We start from the raw sequence: 16,854 nt of genomic DNA on the forward strand, positions 1-16,854 counted from the left end.
GGATGATTGAAGCAGACCGTCTGATTTCTGCCGGTACGACTTTGCCGGAAGATGTGGCAGATCGCGCCATTCGCCCCAAACTACTAGAAGAGTATGTTGGTCAGCCGCAGGTTCGTTCACAGATGGAAATTTTCATCAAAGCGGCGAAACTGCGCGGCGATGCCCTTGATCATCTATTGATTTTTGGTCCTCCGGGTCTGGGTAAAACCACACTTGCCAACATCGTCGCCAATGAAATGGGCGTCAATTTACGCACCACGTCCGGCCCGGTACTGGAAAAGGCGGGTGATCTGGCGGCGATGCTCACCAACCTTGAACCACACGATGTGTTGTTTATTGATGAGATCCATCGTCTTTCGCCTGTGGTGGAAGAAGTGCTGTATCCAGCCATGGAAGACTACCAGTTGGATATTATGATTGGTGAAGGCCCGGCAGCGCGTTCAATTAAAATCGATCTCCCCCCGTTCACCCTGATTGGCGCGACAACGCGTGCTGGTTCATTGACATCGCCACTGCGTGACCGTTTCGGTATTGTGCAGCGCCTGGAGTTTTACCAGGTGCCTGATTTGCAATATATCGTCAGTCGTAGCGCACGGTTTATGGGGCTTGAGATGAGTGACGATGGCGCGCTGGAAGTGGCTCGCCGGGCGCGAGGTACGCCACGTATCGCCAACCGCCTGCTGCGTCGTGTGCGAGATTTCGCCGAAGTGAAGCATGATGGCACCATCTCGGCGGATATCGCTGCTCAGGCGCTGGATATGCTGAACGTTGATGCTGAAGGTTTCGATTATATGGATCGCAAGTTATTGCTGGCGGTGATCGATAAATTCTTCGGTGGGCCGGTTGGCCTGGATAACCTGGCAGCGGCCATTGGCGAAGAGCGTGAAACTATTGAGGATGTGCTGGAACCTTATTTGATTCAGCAGGGCTTTTTGCAGCGGACGCCGCGCGGGCGTATGGCGACAGTGCGTGCGTGGAACCACTTCGGGATTACGCCGCCAGAAATGCCGTAGGCCGGGCAAGGCGTCTGCACCGCACCCAATATTAAGCTCTCGGCAAGGTGAAGCCAGACAGGCGCTCCCGCAGGAGCGCCGAATTGATTAGCGACCAAACAGGTCACGTTTTTTCGCTTTAAACGGCTGAGAGAGTACCACCAGCACTGCGACAATCAGGTAAGCAACAAAAATACCGAGCAACCACTGCGGCATATCCAGGCCTAAAAAATCCCACTGACGCTCAGCGCAATCGCCAGAGGCGACAAACACTTGTGGCACCCATTTATCCAGCGGCAGCCAGTCCGGGAATCGAACCATGAAATCACAGGTCATAAACGGTGAAGGATAGAGCTGGAGCATGGTGTGCTCGTAAGTTAATTGCACGCCACGAAAAGCACTATACAGCCAGATGATCATCGCCACATAACGCAGCGGAGTTTTCGGGGCGATAGCGCCAATCAGCGCGGCGCCCAGAATGCCGAATAACGCACAGCGTTCATAAATACAGAGCACGCAAGGTTTAAGTAACATCACATGCTGGAACCACAGCGCCGTCAGTTCCAGAGCCAGAGCGGTAAACGCCATTAACAGCCACGCCCCCCGGCCTTGTGAACATTGGTTCAAAAATCGCAACATAATAATTTCCCTGCAATATGCATCGAATGCGCAGTTTAAACCAATTCATTCGTTGCGCCACCAGGAGGGAGTAAAAATAGGATGTAATTGAACAATTATCGGGCGGAAAGGCAAACCGGGCATAAATATGCCCGGTAAGTTGTTATCAAAGCGTTGCAATCCACCCCATTTGCATAAACCATTCAGTTACAGGAGCAAGCGTAAACTCTACGCAGAGTAATCCGACGAGGGTCAGTACGAGAGTGTAGGGCAGAGCCATCCACACCATGCGGCCATAAGAAAGACGTATTAATGGCGCGAGTGCTGAGGTCAACAGGAATAAGAACGCAGCCTGTCCGTTCGGCGTGGCGACGGAGGGCAGGTTGGTTCCGGTGTTAATGGCGACTGCCAGCAGTTCATATTGCTTCAGTGTAATCGCGCCGCTTTCCATTGCCGCTTTTGCTTCGTTGATATAAATCGTCCCTACAAAGACGTTATCCGAAATGGAAGACAGCAAACCGTTGAAGATATAGAACAGCGATAGCTGAGCGTGTTCTGATGCCTGCAATACAAACTGGATAATTGGGGAGAACAGTTGTTGGTCGATAATCACCGCCACTACCGAGAAAAAGACCGTCAACAGTGCGGTGAATGGCAGAGACTCGGTGAAGGCTTTGCCGATAGCATGTTCATCAGTTACACCGGTCAGTGATGTCGCCAGAATAATGACAGACAAACCAATCAAGCCGACCTCTGCCAGATGCAAAGCCAGCGCGGTGACCAGCCAGACGCCGATAATCGCCTGGACAATCAGACGAATTTTATCCTGACGTGTACGCTGGAGACGGCTTTGATCGTCAAACTGTTGCAGTACTTCGCGGACTTTCTCCGGCAGCGTTTCGCCGTAGCCAAACCAACGCAGCTTCTCCACCAGCAGGCAGGTTAGCAGGCCGCAAATCAGGACAGGGACGGTCACCGGTGACATGCGCAGGAAGAAATCGCCAAAATGCCAGCCAGCAGCTTTGGCAATGATCAGGTTCTGTGGTTCGCCTACCATAGTCATCACGCCGCCTAATGCAGTGCCGACACCCGCATGCATCATCAGGCTACGCAGAAAGCCACGGAACTGCTCCAGAACCACTTTGTAATGCTTGTCGATATGGCTGTCGTCTTGCAGGTCGGTATCTTCGGTGCGGGAAGAAGCTACGCGGTGATAAATGCCATAAAAACCAACTGCAACACTGATCACTACGGCAACGACGGTTAAGGCATCGAGGAACGCAGAGAGAAACGCCGCCGCCATGCAAAAAGAGAGCGACAGCAGCATTTTGGAGCGAATGCTTAACAGTAAACGGGTAAATATGAACAGCAGAAGCTGTTTCATAAAATAGATGCCCGCCACCATAAACATCAGTAACAGCAAGACTTCAAGATTTGCCGCCACCTCTTCACGGACGTGTTCCGCACTGGTCATGCCGATGAAGACAGCTTCGATAGCCAACAGACCGCCGGGGAGCAGCGGATAGCATTTCAGAGCCATCGCCAGAGTGAAAATAAATTCCGCGACAAGCAGCCAGCCAGCAACAAAGGGGCTGATGAGGAAAATTAATGGGTTAACAATTAAGAAAATAATAAGGGCAAGTTTGTACCAGTCAGGTGACTGACCCAAAAAATTGCGCCATAACGCGCGGCCCCAGGAGATCTCCATGATGGTTTCCCTTACCTTACAAATAATAAATGATGTTTTTATGTTAGAACGCAAAGCTTAACGGTCAGGGGGGATCGAGGCAAGTCTTGATAGTCAAGGGGAAAGAGATACAGAAAATGAAGCCTTGATCCCTTTTTTCTTCTTTTTGTCTGCTATCAGCGTTGTTAGCCCTCTGGTATGATGAGTCCAACTTTGTTTTGCTGTGTTATGGAAATCTCACTATGGTCATTAAGGCGCAAAGCCCGGCGGGTTTCGCGGAAGAGTACATTATTGAAAGTATCTGGAATAACCGCTTCCCACCCGGGACTATTTTGCCCGCAGAACGTGAACTTTCAGAATTAATTGGTGTAACGAGAACGACGTTACGCGAAGTGTTACAGCGCCTGGCGCGAGACGGCTGGCTGACCATTCAACACGGCAAACCGACGAAGGTGAATAATTTCTGGGAAACCTCCGGGTTGAATATCCTTGAGACGCTGGCGCGACTGGATCACGAAAGTGTACCGCAACTCATAGATAATTTGCTGTCAGTGCGCACCAATATTTCGACCATTTTTATTCGCACCGCGTTTCGTCAGCATCCTGATAAAGCGCAGGAAGTGCTGGCAACGGCTAATGAAGTGGCCGATCACGCAGACGCCTTTGCTGATCTGGATTACAACATTTTTCGCGGTCTGGCGTTTGCCTCTGGTAACCCGATTTATGGTCTGATCCTTAACGGAATGAAAGGGTTGTATACGCGCATTGGTCGTCACTATTTCGCCAATCCGGAAGCGCGTAGTCTGGCGCTGGGCTTCTACCACAAGCTGTCTGCGTTGTGCAGTGAAGGTGCTCACGATCAGGTTTACGAAATAGTACGCCGTTATGGGCATGAGAGTGGCGAGATTTGGCACCGGATGCAGAAAAACCTGCCGGGTGATTTAGCCATTCAGGGGCGTTAAGCCATCCATACTGATGACCAACGCATAGTTGCCTGATGCGCTATGCTTATCTGGCCTATTGAATTTGTGATGCTTTGCAGGCGGATAAAGCGTGTACGCCGCATCCGGCAAAAATGACCCCTCCTCAAATGAGGAGGGGTTTTTTTATAGATTCCCCATTCTTGGCGGGCAGCGTTCCAGCAACTCGACGCTGCCGTCTTCGTTTTGCTGTTCCAGCATCACATCAAATCCCCACAGGCGATGTACATGCTTCAGCACTTCTTTACGCCCCCGATCCAGCGGTGCGCGGTTATGTGGAATGTAACGCAGCGTCAGCGAACGGTCGCCGCGCAAATCCACGTTCCAGATCTGAATATTCGGCTCCAGATTACTTAAGTTATATTGCGACGATAAACGGTTACGGATCTCCCGATAACCTTCCTCATTATGAATGGCGGAAATCTCCAGATAATTATGCCGATCGTCATCCAGCACGGTGAAGAAGCGAAAATCACGCATTACCTTCGGTGACAGGAACTGGCTGATAAAGCTCTCATCTTTGAAATCACGCATCGCGAAATGCAGCGTTTCCAGCCAGTCGGAACCGGCGATATCCGGGAACCAGTATTTGTCTTCTTCCGTTGGCGACTGACAAATCCGTTTAATATCCTGAAACATAGCAAATCCGAGGGCATACGGGTTAATTCCGCTGTACCACGGGCTGTTATAGGGCGGCTGGAAGACCACATTGGTGTGGCTATGCAAGAACTCCAGCATAAAACGTTCGGTCACTTTCCCTTCATCATACAGATGGTTAAGGATGGTGTAGTGCCAGAAGGTCGCCCAGCCTTCGTTCATCACCTGAGTCTGTTTTTGCGGATAAAAATACTGGCTCACTTTACGTACAATGCGCAGGATTTCACGCTGCCATGATTCCAGCAGCGGTGCATTTTTCTCCATAAAATAGAGCAGATTTTCTTGTGGCTCGGACGGATAGCGGCGCGCTTCGGCAACGGTTTTCTCTTCCTCGCGCTTAGGCAGCGTTCTCCAGAGCATATTGACCTGGCTCTGCAGATACTCTTCGCGACTTTTCTGCCGGGCTTTCTCCTCTTGCAGCGAGATTTTTTGTGGGCGTTTATAACGATCCACACCGTAGTTCATCAGCGCATGACACGAATCCAACAGCTTTTCTACCTCATCAACGCCATAGCGTTCTTCGCACTCGGTAATGTATTTGCGGGCGAAAATCAGGTAATCGACAATCGAACTGGCATCGGTCCAGCTACGGAATAAGTAATTGTTTTTGAAGAAAGAGTTGTGGCCATAACAGGCGTGTGCCATCACCAGTGCCTGCATGGTAATGGTGTTCTCTTCCATCAGATAAGCGATACACGGATTAGAGTTAATGACGATTTCATAGGCCAGCCCTTGCTGACCGTGCTTATACAGACGCTCGGTTTCAATAAACTTTTTACCAAACGACCAATGCGGATAGTTAATTGGCATACCGACGCTGGAGTAGGCATCCATCATTTGCTCTGATGTAATTACTTCAATCTGGTGCGGGTAGGTATCCAGCCGGTAGAGTTTTGCCACCCGGTCTATCTCTGCCAAATAAATATCCAGCAGGTCGAATGTCCAGTCAGGTCCATCGCTCAAACGTGTGGAGTCCTTATTCATAGAATCGATCGTCGCCATACGCGCACCTCATTGTTGTCGGCGCTCTCTGTGTGGAACACCTCATTTCAAGCATAGAACACCAGTTAAAAACCGCGTCGCTGGAGAATTTTTTTCTTTGCGATTTCTTATTATCGGAGCGCCAATAATTAGCTTCTGCACGGAATTTTCTGCTGGATATAAAGCGCGACCAGCAGGAGATACCAAAGACGCCATATTCCCGCAAAGTCAGGGAGATGTGAGCCAGCTCACCATAAAAAAGCCATATGTTGAATAATATTTTCATCTGGGTTATCAAGATGTAATTAGATTATTGTTCTTTTACTGTATCTACCGTTATCGGAGTGGCTATGCGAGTTGTCATACTGGGAAGTGGTGTGGTAGGCGTTGCCAGCGCCTGGTATTTAAATCAGGCTGGACACGAGGTCACCGTCATTGATCGGGAACCTGGGGCAGCACTTGAAACCAGCGCAGCAAATGCCGGGCAAATTTCTCCTGGATATGCCGCGCCGTGGGCGGCGCCAGGCGTGCCTTTAAAAGCGATTAAATGGATGTTCCAGCGACATGCGCCGCTGGCGGTTCGTCTCGATGGTACGCAATTCCAGTTGAAATGGATGTGGCAAATGTTACGTAACTGTGACACCAGCCACTATATGGAAAACAAAGGTCGGATGGTGCGCCTGGCGGAATACAGCCGTGATTGCCTGAAAACATTGCGCGCCGAAACCAATATTCAGTATGAAGGACGGCAGGGCGGGACGCTGCAACTGTTCCGCACTGAACAACAGTATGAAAACGCTACTCGCGATATCGCCGTACTGGAAGATGCAGGCGTGCCATATAAGTTACTGGAATCCAGTCGCCTGGCGGAAGTTGAACCTGCGCTGGCGGAAGTAGCGCACAAACTGACTGGTGGCCTGCAACTACCCAATGACGAAACCGGTGACTGTCAGCTCTTTACCCAGAATCTAGCGAGCATGGCGGAACAGGCGGGGGTAAAATTCCGCTTTAATACACCAGTCGATCAGCTGCTTTGTGACGGCGAGCAGATTTATGGTGTGAAGTGTGGTGGTGAAGTAATTAAGGCCGATGCGTATGTTATGGCATTTGGCTCTTACTCGACGGCGATGCTCAAGGGCATTGTCGATATCCCGGTTTATCCGTTGAAAGGTTATTCTTTGACCATTCCGATTGCGCAGGAAGACGGTGCGCCGGTGTCCACCATTCTTGATGAAACCTACAAAATCGCCATTACCCGTTTCGATAACCGTATCCGCGTTGGCGGAATGGCGGAAATTGTTGGCTTTAACACCGAGCTGTTGCAACCGCGTCGTGAAACGCTGGAGATGGTGGTTCGCGACCTTTATCCGCGCGGCGGCCATGTTGAGCAGGCTACTTTCTGGACTGGTCTACGCCCGATGACCCCGGACGGTACGCCGGTTGTGGGGCGTACACGCTTCAAAAATTTGTGGCTGAATACCGGTCACGGTACGCTTGGCTGGACGATGGCTTGCGGTTCTGGTCAGTTGTTAAGCGATCTGCTTTCTGGCCGCACGCCAGCGATCCCGTATGAGGATCTAAGTGTAGCGCGCTACAGTCGTGGATTTACGCCATCACGTCCAGGCCATTTACATGGCGCGCACAGTTAAGGAATCGAGATGACTCGTCCGATACAGGCCAGCCTCGATCTGCAGGCATTAAAACAAAATCTGACCATTGTCCGTCAGGCCGCGCCGCGCGCGCGCGTCTGGTCGGTGGTAAAAGCGAACGCTTACGGGCACGGTATCGAGCGTATCTGGAGCGCGCTCGGGGCGACCGATGGTTTTGCGTTACTTAATCTTGAAGAGGCCATTATCCTGCGCGAGCGCGGCTGGAAAGGGCCAATCCTGATGCTGGAGGGTTTTTTTCATGCTCAGGATCTGGAAATTTATGACCAGTACCGTCTGACCACCTGCGTGCACAGTAACTGGCAGCTCAAAGCACTGCAAAATGCGCGGCTAAAAGCGCCGCTGGATGTTTACCTTAAGGTGAACAGTGGAATGAATCGGTTGGGGTTCCAGCCCGATCGCGTGCTTACTGTCTGGCAGCAGCTGCGGGCGATGGCGAATGTTGACGAAATGACTTTGATGTCGCATTTTGCCGATGCGGAGCATCCTGATGGGATTTCTGGCGCGATGGCGCGTATTGAGCAGGCAGCGGAAGGTCTGGAGTGTCGGCGCTCGTTGTCTAATTCGGCGGCAACCCTGTGGCATCCGGAAGCGCATTTTGACTGGGTTCGACCTGGCATTATTTTATATGGTGCTTCGCCGTCCGGTCAGTGGCGCGATATCGCCAATACCGGATTACGCCCGGTCATGACGTTAAGCAGTGAGATTATTGGTGTTCAGACGCTAAAAGCGGGCGAGCGTGTGGGCTATGGCGGTCGCTATACTGCGCGCGATGAGCAGCGAATCGGCATTGTCGCCGCCGGATACGCCGACGGCTATCCGCGTCATGCACCAACCGGAACACCTGTTTTAGTGGACGGGGTGCGCACCATGACGGTGGGGACAGTCTCGATGGATATGCTGGCGGTCGATTTGACGCCTTGCCCACAGGCGGGGATTGGTACGCCGGTTGAGCTGTGGGGCAAGGAGATCAAAATTGATGATGTCGCCGCCGCTGCCGGAACGGTGGGCTATGAGTTGATGTGCGCGCTGGCGCTACGTGTACCTGTTGTGACGGTGTAACTTGTGCAAGCCGGATAAGACGCACACGTCGTATCCGGCGATACAAACTCCATCAAATTTTAGATTCGGCTTCGTCCTCTGCCACCCGAACGCCGATCTTCAACACTGCATTATCTTCTTTCTCAGCCACCGTCCAGATCATTCCGGCAAACTCTACCTGGTCACCGACCACCGGTGCCGCGCCTAACAACTGCTGAACAATTTCACCCAGCGTTTGCTGTTTATCGCGATACTCCCGACCATCTTCCAGACCATAAATCAGCGCCACATCGGCATATTTCGCGCTGGCTTCGAGAATGAAGTCACCAAAGAAGCGTTGATCCAGCGCGACAGGCGGCGACTGGCTAAACAGTTTTCCGAGTGCCGGAAGATCGCGTTCCCGACCAATCACACATAATACGTCGCCTTCACGCAGTCGGGTGCTGCCGGTGGGGTGAAGCAACTGGTTATCACGAAACAGTGCCGCAATGCGCGTCTCTTTTGGCATATGCAGGTCGCGCAGCGCCGCGCCCACGCACCATTTATCGGCACTCAATTGGTAAACAAACTGCTCCCACGGATTTTCCGGATGAATATCCAGTCCAACGCGTGACACCGGACGTCCCACTGGCGGAACCACCACTTTAGCTTTTTTCGCTGCCCACGACAGCGATGTTCCCTGCAATAGCAGTGAAACCAGAACTACGAAGAAGGCGACATTAAAGAACAGACGCGCATTATCCAGCCCCGCCATCATCGGGAACACCGCCAGGATGATCGGCACTGCGCCGCGTAATCCAACCCAACTAATAAACACGCGCTCGCGCAGATTGAAGCCACGGAACGGTAGCAATCCGGCAAATACCGAAAGAGGACGGGCGAAGAATATCATCCATGCGGACAAAATGAGCGCCGGAATGGCAATAGGCAGCAGGTCGCTTGGGTTAACCAACAGTCCCAGCACCAGGAACATGGCGATTTGTGCCAGCCAGGCGAGGCCGTCGAAATTTTGCAGAATGCCGTAGCGGTTGCGAATCGGACGATTACCCAGCAGGAAACCGCACAGATAAACAGCCAGAATGCCGCTGCCTTCCAGCGCCGTGGTTAAAGCAAAAATCAAAATACCGCCGCTTAATGCCAGCAATGGATACAAGCCCGCAGGCAGGGCGATGCGGTTAATCATCTGCAGCAGTAAATAACCACCGCCAAGACCGATTACGATCCCCAGGCCAAATTGCTGCAGAATATCGACAACGAACATCCAGCTAATAGTGCTTTCATGCTGCTGGATCATCGCAATCAAGGTAATTGTCAGAAAGACCGCCATCGGATCATTGCTGCCGGACTCTATCTCCAGCGTCGAGCCAACACGTTCGTTAAGCCCTTTGCCGCCAAGCAGAGAAAAGACCGCTGCGGCGTCGGTAGAGCCGACAATTGCGCCGATTAATAAACCTTCAATCAAATCAAGATTAAACAGCCATGCCGCCATCATGCCGGTTAAACCGGAGGTGATAAGCACGCCCAGCGTCGCCAGTGAAAGAGCAGGTCCTAACGCCACGCGAAATGAACTGGCCTGGGTGCGCATTCCGCCATCGAGCAAAATAATCGCCAGTGCCAGGTTACTTACCATGTAGGCAAAAGGATAATTATCAAACGGAATGCCGCCGACACCATCGACCCCAGCCAGCATACCGATCGCCAGGAAAATAACCAGAATCGGAATGCCAAGGCGGGAAGAAAATGAACTAAGTAAAATACTACTGGTGACAAGGATGGAGCCTAAGATGAAAAGGCTAATAATTGTTGCGGCATCCAACGGTCGGTTACTCCTGATTACGCTGTCTCGTACTATAAACCTACCATATTCACGGCAGAAACAGCGTTTTACTTAGCCCGGAAGCGTGATTTTTTTACGCTTTAAGAACAGGATGACCGCTAATCGTCAATTGTGTACCGTTTTTGGCGTTTTTGAGGATAGCATGTGCGCCCAACGGGAGGGTAACTGTGCGTTGTTCATGACCGAAGTCGAGGCCGGTAATCAGCGGAATCGACAGGCGGGAACGCAAGAACGCGTACACCGACGCCAGGTTGTAACCCGCATCATAATCATTGGGCGTGCTGCCACTAAAGCTGCCGAGAATAATCGCCTTCTGGCGCTGTAAAATTCCAGCATGATAAAGCTGTAATAACATGCGTTCGACACGGAACGGATGTTCGTTGATGTCTTCCAGTACCAGAATACCGTTCTCAATTTGTGGCATCCACGGCGTACCGATAAGCGAAATCAGCATCGCGAGGTTGCCTCCCCACAGTGTTCCTTCTGTCTGACACGCCGGGCCTTCCCCTTGCCATTCAATGCTGAACGTTTCATTGCGTAACGCCAGCCAGAAGTGGTGCTCGGTAAAGGCATTCAGCTCATCCGCGCCAAAATTTGCCACCAGCATCGGGCCGCTAAAGGTGATGACATTGCCTTGTGCCAGAAGACCGCACTGAATGGCCGTAAAATCGCTATGCCCGCAGATAAGCAACGGATCATTTTGTTGGCGAGCCACCAGAGCCTGCCAGTCAATATCCGCCAGTAAGCGACTGGCACCGTAACCGCCGCGTACTGCCAGCACGATGGTGTTGGGCGAAGTCAGTCTGGCAAGGAAATTGAGATCTCCCAGACGCTCCGTTTCCGTACCAGCAAAACGCTCACAACGACGGGCGATAACCTCGACGTTATTGACCTGATGCCCCGCATCGGTAAGGCGCTGAATGCCGCGCTGTGCGGCGTGCTGATTAATGCAGTAACCCGACGGGGCAATTAAGTGAAACTGATACATGGCAATTCCTTGCTGACAACAGAAACGAAATGTATATCATGCCGCTTAGGTGTGCCGTTGTCACCTCAACGGCGATTCCAGGCGATAAGGATAGATGAAGTGAAATTGAGATGGTTTGCCTTTTTGATTGTGTTATTAGCGGGTTGTTCTTCAAAGCATGACTATACGAACCCGCCGTGGAATGCGAAAGTCCCGGTACAACGTGCGATGCAGTGGATGCCAATAAGCCAGAAAGCCGGAGCGGCCTGGGGTGTCGATCCGCAATTGATCACGGCGATTATCGCTATTGAATCAGGCGGTAACCCGAACGCGGTAAGTAAGTCGAATGCTATTGGTTTGATGCAGTTAAAAGCCTCAACCTCCGGACGTGATGTTTATCGACGCATGGGCTGGAAAGGTGAGCCGACGACCAGCGAACTGAAAAACCCGGAGCGCAATATCTCAATGGGGGCGGCTTACCTGAATATTCTGGAAACCGGCCCGCTGGCAGGCATTGAAGATCCGAAGGTCCTGCAATATGCGCTGGTGGTGTCATACGCTAACGGGGCTGGTGCGCTGCTACGGACTTTCTCATCAGATCGGAAAAAAGCGATCAGCAAAATCAATGATCTGGATGCTGATGAGTTCCTCGATCACGTAGCAAGAAATCATCCTGCACCGCAGGCACCACGCTATATCTACAAACTTGAGCAGGCGCTGGACGCGATGTAACTCAGTCGCACACTTTGTCCGCTTTCTCCCGGGCTTCCCGTTCGAGTGAGAATATAATCCGCTGTAATTGCCGCTCCACCGTCGGGCTGACGTTAAGAAAACGAAAGCTCAGGCGGGGAGTGGAGATCGTTTCATTTCTGCTATCAATCACTTTGCGCTCGCTGATGGTCAGTAACTGGGCGTCAAAGTGAAAAACGCCCCATTGTCCCATGTTGACTTCAATCTGTGCGAAGCGCATACCTTCGTGCAACCCGCCAGGTTTTTCCGTTTCCAGTAATGCACCCATGCCACCTAGCGATAAGTCACTCAGGCGAAAACGTAACGTACTGTTATCCGCCAGTTTGGTCTGACAATAATAAGGCGGATGAAGTGGGGCGGAGATGCGGAAATATCTGCGTCGTTGCACAAACCATAATGCGGGAGGGGGAGTGGCGATAAACGCCGGAAGCTGCAAATATTCACTTTGCTGTAATTGCGCAAGGGTAAATTCGATTTTGGCGCCTTGCGTTTCGGCGGTAATAGTGATTTGACGCGCTTTAAGCACGGCATTGTTGTCTTCTTGCTGACTACCAAAATCCAGCACCAGTTTATCAGGGCTTATCGCCAGTATATTGCTGATCAGCTGACCATCTGACCAACTGATACGCAGTGGCACTGCGGCTTTATGTAAATCGCGTAAAACGCCCAGGACTGCTAACGGATTTTGTTTCAGGAACTGCTCATGGTAATGACTCACGCGGAAAAACTCCTGACCGACAAACTGTCTTTGGTTTATCGGTAGGGACTAACAAAACTTAATACAAATGCGTGAATTTTTTTTACAACTTACGACTAATTCAACCGACAGCCTCCCTCCATTGATCCTGTGCTTGCCTATACTTAGAGCGTTGACGTAAGCATTTCTTGCGTCCGATTCATCGAAACGAGGGCCTGAACATGGGAATTATTGCCTGGATTATTTTTGGCCTGATAGCCGGCATTATCGCCAAGCTGATCATGCCAGGGCGTGATGGTGGTGGATTTTTCCTGACCTGCATTCTCGGGATAGTCGGTGCGGTTGTCGGCGGCTGGCTGGCGACCATGTTTGGCATTGGCGGCTCCATCAGTGGTTTTAATTTACATAGCTTCCTGGTGGCGGTGGTCGGCGCTATCCTGGTGCTGGGGGTATTCCGCCTCCTGCGAAGAGAATAACGTAATCTTTCTGGCGGATAGCGGTGCTGGCATCGCTATCCGCTTTCAAATTATGTGTAAACCTCACGGTGTTTGAAAACCAGATAAAACGGCAACGTCATCCAGATAAGCAGAATGACGCTGTCGGGAGAAGAAAAATTAAGGTGTGGGTTCTGTGACTTTTGTTGGCTGCGTTGCGGAAGCACTGGTCGGGCGCGTTGCCGGAACGTTGTCACACGGTTTTTCTTTCGGGCAGATCAAATCCAACATTTTCAGCGTTACGCCGTTGGTCCAACCAAAACCATCCTGCAACGGATATTCGCCACCACCGCCACCTGTTCCGGTGGTGCTGACATCATATTTCTCCACCAGCTTTTTCTCCCGGTCATAGGTGTGCTGAACATTGGTCAGAAAGTGCCAGCTAATGTCCATCGCTACATCTTCCTGCCCGTAGTTTTGCAATCCTTCAGTAGCGACCCATTGTAACGGCGCCCAGCCATTTGGCGCGTCCCATTGCTGCCCACTTTTCACCGAGGTGGTGTTCAGTCCGCCAGGTTGCAGCAGATGCGTTCTGGTCGCCGTTGCCATTTTACTGGCGCGATCTTTCGCTGCTGCATTAACGTACAACGGGAACAGGGCGGCGGCAGTTAACTGATTACGTACTTTATTACTCTTCAGATCGTAATCGGCATACCAGTCGTGTTGATCGTTCCACAAGTATTTTTCGATCCCTTTCTGACGGGAATTTGCCAGCGTTTCGTATTGACTGGCCATCGCGTTATCCCCGGCGGCTTTACTGGCGCTGGCAAGGATTTTTTCCATTTTATACATCAGGCTATTGAGATCGACCGGTACGATGCTGGTGGTGCGTAATGTATTTAACTGCTGAGGATTGTCCATCCAGCGCGAGCTGAAATCCCAGCCAGATGCGGCGGCGGAACGCAGGTCACGGTAAATTTCAGTGGCAGGGCGATTTGGATTGCTTTTCGCGGTGGCAATATCCTCTACCCATGACTCCGGACGCGGTGTATCGCGGTCGTCCCAGTAGCGGTTAAGAATCGTGCCATCCTTGAGCTTTACAACGCGCTTTTCCTGTTGCCCGGCTTGCAGATTTTCAACGCCGTCCATCCAGTAAGCATATTCTTTTTGTAGTTGTGGCAGATACTGTTTCAACGCGGCGTCGCCTTCATGTTGCGCCAGTAACTCCACCATCAACGCAAAGAAAGGCGGCTGCGAACGGCTTAAATAGTAGCTGCGGTTCCCGTTGGGAATGTGTCCATAAGTATCTATTTCATAACCAAAATTCGCCACCATATCCGCCACTTTATCCCAGTGACCGCTTTCGCCAAGCCCCAGCATGGTGAAGTAACTGTCCCAGTAATACACTTCCCGAAAACGACCTCCCGGCACGACATAGGGTTTCGGCAATGGCAACAGAGAGTCCCATTTTTCGGTGCTTTCCGTTGTGCGGGTTAATACCGGCCAAAGTCCATCAATATGTTCACGCAGCGACTGTCCCTTCGGCGGGACATGCTTCTCGCCTTCTTTTGGCAGGGTGAAATTAACTTTCACGAAGTGACGCAAATCAAACCCGCTCTGGTTCTGTTGCATCCGATAGTCAGCGAGGATCATTAGCGGGTCGCTGTTGGGCACGGCGTCGGCAAAAGTTTTTTGATCAGGAAAAAGTTTGGCGTTTTGAACATCGTCAAACAACGGTCCCAACAAAATATCAGGTGATTGTGGTGTGACGGCGATTTCTTCCGCCTGTGCCGATAGCGTGGCAAAACACAATAAAACGGTGGTGGGAATTAACACCATTCTTTGCAGGTGACGAGGGACACGTGGTTTCATCAATCATTCTCCTTTGGCGATACCGAACAAAACGGTAATCAAGTATCAGAAAACCTTAGTTCAGGATCGCGGCAACTGCATGATTGAAATCTCATTCTGCGAAGTGTCAGGCATTATGGACGATGTAATTAACGGCCTAAATAGTGTTGCAATATATTCATAAAATATATGTTGTTTATTAAATGGGCAGTGACTTTTGTTGTGTGATCACAGAAGAAAAAAATCATAAGAATTTAATGAAAAAACATAATAGACCGACCAAAAACTTCCGTGAAGAATTGTGCCAGTGAAAGGTATTCCGTGAAGTAAATTTATAGATAAGGATAAAACATGTCTAATGTGGAAAAATTGCCAATAAAAGAAAAAATAGGCTATAGCCTGGGCGATGCCGCCAGCCATATCGTCTTTGATTCTTCTGTTGCCATCCTCGCTTATTTCTATACCGATATTTATGGTCTGCCGCCAGCCATAATGGGAACCATGTTTTTACTGGTGCGTCTACTGGATGCAATTACCGATCCGATTATGGGGGCAATCGCCGATGCAACCTCATCTCGTTGGGGGCGTTTCCGTCCGTGGCTGTTGGCCATCTGTGTACCATTTGCGGTCAGTTGCGTGCTGGTTTACTCCATTCCTGATTTCTCTGATAGCGGTAAGGTTGTCTACGCGGTTGCTGCATATATATTTATGACATTAATGTATACGGCCATTAATATTCCTTACTGCTCATTGGGCGCGGCGTTGACATCCGATCCACGTGAAAACCTGTCATTGCAATCCTGGCGTTTTGCCATCACACCTATTGGCGGTGCGTTAGGTACAGCATTTATCCTGCCGGTCGCTGACTTCCTCTCGCCAGGCGATCGGGCTACTGGTATCCAGATTGCGATGGCGGTGTTTGGCGTTATTGGCTGCATTATGTTTTTAATCTGTTTCCTGACCACCAAAGAGCGGGTACAACCTATTCAGGAAGAAAATCTGAATATTGCGCGCGATTTGAAGATTCTTTTTAAGAATGATCAGTGGCGCATCCTCTCTGTTTATAATTTTATGATGCTGGTGGCGGTGGTTATCCGTGGCGGTGCTGTTGTTTATTATGTTAATACCGTTTTAAATAAAGGTTCAGATATTCTTACCTGGTTTATGCTCGGCGGAATGTTTGCTTCTATGTTAGGTTCTGTACTGGCGAAACCATTTGGTACTCGCTTTTGTAAAATTAAACTTTCATTCTGGGTTAATATTATTAATGCGGCGTTGGGCGTGCTCTTTTATTTCCTGCCGGTGGAATACTGGGTTATTCCATTACTGGCTCATCTGGCAATTCAGATTATTCAGGGCGGAAATGGCGCACTCCAGTGGTCGATGATTACCGATGCGAATAACTATGGTGAATGGAAAACGCGTCGTCGTATTACGGGGATGAACGTTGCTGCGAATATTTTTGTCATCAAACTGGGCGTTGCAGTAGGTGGGGCGGTGATTGGTTGGGTACTGGCTTATTATGGCTATGCAACCAGTAGCACAACTCAATCCGCTAATTCAGTACAGGGCGTAGTGTTACTGTTTACCCTCCTGCCGGCATTCTTCTACTTCCTGACGGCTTTGTTGAATAAATCAGATTTCGGGTAAGTCTCCCCCGTAGCGGGTTGTGTTTTCAGGCAATACGCACGCTTT

14 protein-coding genes are annotated in these 16,854 nt (G+C 50.7%); 7 read left to right on the forward strand and 7 right to left on the reverse strand.

Translation table 11 applies throughout. From position 1 onward, the window contains the following. Positions 1-2: 2 nt before the first annotated feature. Positions 3-1,013: a Holliday junction branch migration DNA helicase RuvB gene (ruvB, locus tag FC814_RS10505; RefSeq protein ID WP_000568522.1), complete on the forward strand. Its 1,011-nt coding sequence runs from the start codon at positions 3-5 to the stop codon at positions 1,011-1,013. 87 nt (positions 1,014-1,100) lie between these two features. Here the strand turns inward: ruvB and dsbB are convergent, their stop codons facing one another. Together dsbB and nhaB are read right to left on the reverse strand one after the other, a co-directional pair. Continuing rightward, positions 1,101-1,631 carry a disulfide bond formation protein DsbB gene (gene dsbB / locus FC814_RS10510; protein ID WP_000943446.1) on the reverse strand — a complete coding sequence of 177 codons (531 nt, stop codon included), beginning with the start codon at positions 1,629-1,631 and terminating at the stop codon, positions 1,101-1,103. Between the two features lie 145 nt (positions 1,632-1,776). Beyond that, positions 1,777-3,318, reverse strand: coding sequence for a Na(+)/H(+) antiporter NhaB (gene nhaB / locus FC814_RS10515; protein ID WP_000406374.1), 1,542 nt, complete (start codon positions 3,316-3,318; stop codon positions 1,777-1,779). A gap of 221 nt (positions 3,319-3,539) precedes the next feature. On the opposite strand from nhaB, the gene fadR reads away from it, so the two are divergent. Continuing rightward, complete coding sequence (gene fadR / locus FC814_RS10520; protein ID WP_105281472.1) at positions 3,540-4,259, forward strand: fatty acid metabolism transcriptional regulator FadR; 720 nt, start codon at positions 3,540-3,542, stop codon at positions 4,257-4,259. 144 nt (positions 4,260-4,403) lie between these two features. On the opposite strand, the gene FC814_RS10525 is transcribed toward fadR, so the two are convergent. Next, on the reverse strand, positions 4,404-5,936 hold the full coding sequence (locus FC814_RS10525) for a SpoVR family protein (RefSeq protein ID WP_000190825.1): 1,533 nt from the start codon (positions 5,934-5,936) through the stop codon (positions 4,404-4,406). Between the two features lie 329 nt (positions 5,937-6,265). Between FC814_RS10525 and dadA the strand changes: the two genes are divergently transcribed. Continuing rightward, the gene (gene dadA / locus FC814_RS10530; protein WP_001266918.1) at positions 6,266-7,564 is read left to right on the forward strand and encodes a D-amino acid dehydrogenase; all 1,299 of its coding nucleotides are present in this window, start codon (positions 6,266-6,268) and stop codon (positions 7,562-7,564) included. A gap of 9 nt (positions 7,565-7,573) precedes the next feature. Next, positions 7,574-8,644, forward strand: coding sequence for a catabolic alanine racemase DadX (dadX, locus tag FC814_RS10535; RefSeq protein WP_137325909.1), 1,071 nt, complete (start codon positions 7,574-7,576; stop codon positions 8,642-8,644). A gap of 52 nt (positions 8,645-8,696) precedes the next feature. Here the strand turns inward: dadX and FC814_RS10540 are convergent, their stop codons facing one another. Both FC814_RS10540 and ldcA read right to left on the reverse strand, forming a co-directional pair. After that, entirely contained in the window at positions 8,697-10,439 is a 1,743-nt protein-coding gene (locus FC814_RS10540; protein ID WP_000338387.1) for a potassium/proton antiporter, read from the reverse strand. A 94-nt stretch (positions 10,440-10,533) separates the two neighbouring features. Beyond that, positions 10,534-11,448 (reverse strand): muramoyltetrapeptide carboxypeptidase, encoded by a 915-nt coding sequence (gene ldcA / locus FC814_RS10545; RefSeq protein ID WP_137325910.1) that lies wholly within the window; start codon positions 11,446-11,448, stop codon positions 10,534-10,536. A gap of 99 nt (positions 11,449-11,547) precedes the next feature. Between ldcA and emtA the strand changes: the two genes are divergently transcribed. Then, positions 11,548-12,159, forward strand: a complete 612-nt coding sequence (gene emtA, locus FC814_RS10550; RefSeq protein ID WP_000776968.1) for a membrane-bound lytic murein transglycosylase EmtA — start codon at positions 11,548-11,550, stop codon at positions 12,157-12,159. A 1-nt stretch (position 12,160) separates the two neighbouring features. On the opposite strand, the gene FC814_RS10555 is transcribed toward emtA, so the two are convergent. After that, on the reverse strand, positions 12,161-12,895 hold the full coding sequence (locus FC814_RS10555; protein WP_137325911.1) for a flagellar brake protein: 735 nt from the start codon (positions 12,893-12,895) through the stop codon (positions 12,161-12,163). A gap of 200 nt (positions 12,896-13,095) precedes the next feature. On the opposite strand from FC814_RS10555, the gene FC814_RS10560 reads away from it, so the two are divergent. Then, complete coding sequence (locus FC814_RS10560; RefSeq protein WP_000511315.1) at positions 13,096-13,350, forward strand: GlsB/YeaQ/YmgE family stress response membrane protein; 255 nt, start codon at positions 13,096-13,098, stop codon at positions 13,348-13,350. 138 nt (positions 13,351-13,488) lie between these two features. On the opposite strand, the gene FC814_RS10565 is transcribed toward FC814_RS10560, so the two are convergent. Continuing rightward, positions 13,489-15,180, reverse strand: a complete 1,692-nt coding sequence (locus FC814_RS10565) for an alpha,alpha-trehalase (protein WP_137325912.1) — start codon at positions 15,178-15,180, stop codon at positions 13,489-13,491. A gap of 330 nt (positions 15,181-15,510) precedes the next feature. On the opposite strand from FC814_RS10565, the gene FC814_RS10570 reads away from it, so the two are divergent. Further along, positions 15,511-16,809 carry a glycoside-pentoside-hexuronide (GPH):cation symporter gene (locus tag FC814_RS10570; RefSeq protein ID WP_137325913.1) on the forward strand — a complete coding sequence of 433 codons (1,299 nt, stop codon included), beginning with the start codon at positions 15,511-15,513 and terminating at the stop codon, positions 16,807-16,809. Positions 16,810-16,854: the final 45 nt, after the last annotated feature.

It is taken from the genome of Escherichia sp. MR, assembly GCF_005280595.1.
GTDB lineage: Bacteria > Pseudomonadota > Gammaproteobacteria > Enterobacterales > Enterobacteriaceae > Escherichia > Escherichia ruysiae.

Bases quoted from the DNA above. Each gene is read 5' to 3' on its own strand.
- ruvB (WP_000568522.1), top strand. From the start codon at position 3: ATGATTGAAGCAGACCGTCTGATTTCTGCCGGTACGACTTTGCCGGAA.
- dsbB (WP_000943446.1), bottom strand. From the start codon at position 1,631: ATGTTGCGATTTTTGAACCAATGTTCACAAGGCCGGGGGGCGTGGCTG.
- nhaB (WP_000406374.1), bottom strand. From the start codon at position 3,318: ATGGAGATCTCCTGGGGCCGCGCGTTATGGCGCAATTTTTTGGGTCAG.
- fadR (WP_105281472.1), top strand. From the start codon at position 3,540: ATGGTCATTAAGGCGCAAAGCCCGGCGGGTTTCGCGGAAGAGTACATT.
- FC814_RS10525 (WP_000190825.1), bottom strand. From the start codon at position 5,936: ATGGCGACGATCGATTCTATGAATAAGGACTCCACACGTTTGAGCGAT.
- dadA (WP_001266918.1), top strand. From the start codon at position 6,266: ATGCGAGTTGTCATACTGGGAAGTGGTGTGGTAGGCGTTGCCAGCGCC.
- dadX (WP_137325909.1), top strand. From the start codon at position 7,574: ATGACTCGTCCGATACAGGCCAGCCTCGATCTGCAGGCATTAAAACAA.
- ldcA (WP_137325910.1), bottom strand. From the start codon at position 11,448: ATGTATCAGTTTCACTTAATTGCCCCGTCGGGTTACTGCATTAATCAG.
- FC814_RS10560 (WP_000511315.1), top strand. From the start codon at position 13,096: ATGGGAATTATTGCCTGGATTATTTTTGGCCTGATAGCCGGCATTATC.
- FC814_RS10565 (WP_137325912.1), bottom strand. From the start codon at position 15,180: ATGAAACCACGTGTCCCTCGTCACCTGCAAAGAATGGTGTTAATTCCC.
- FC814_RS10570 (WP_137325913.1), top strand. From the start codon at position 15,511: ATGTCTAATGTGGAAAAATTGCCAATAAAAGAAAAAATAGGCTATAGC.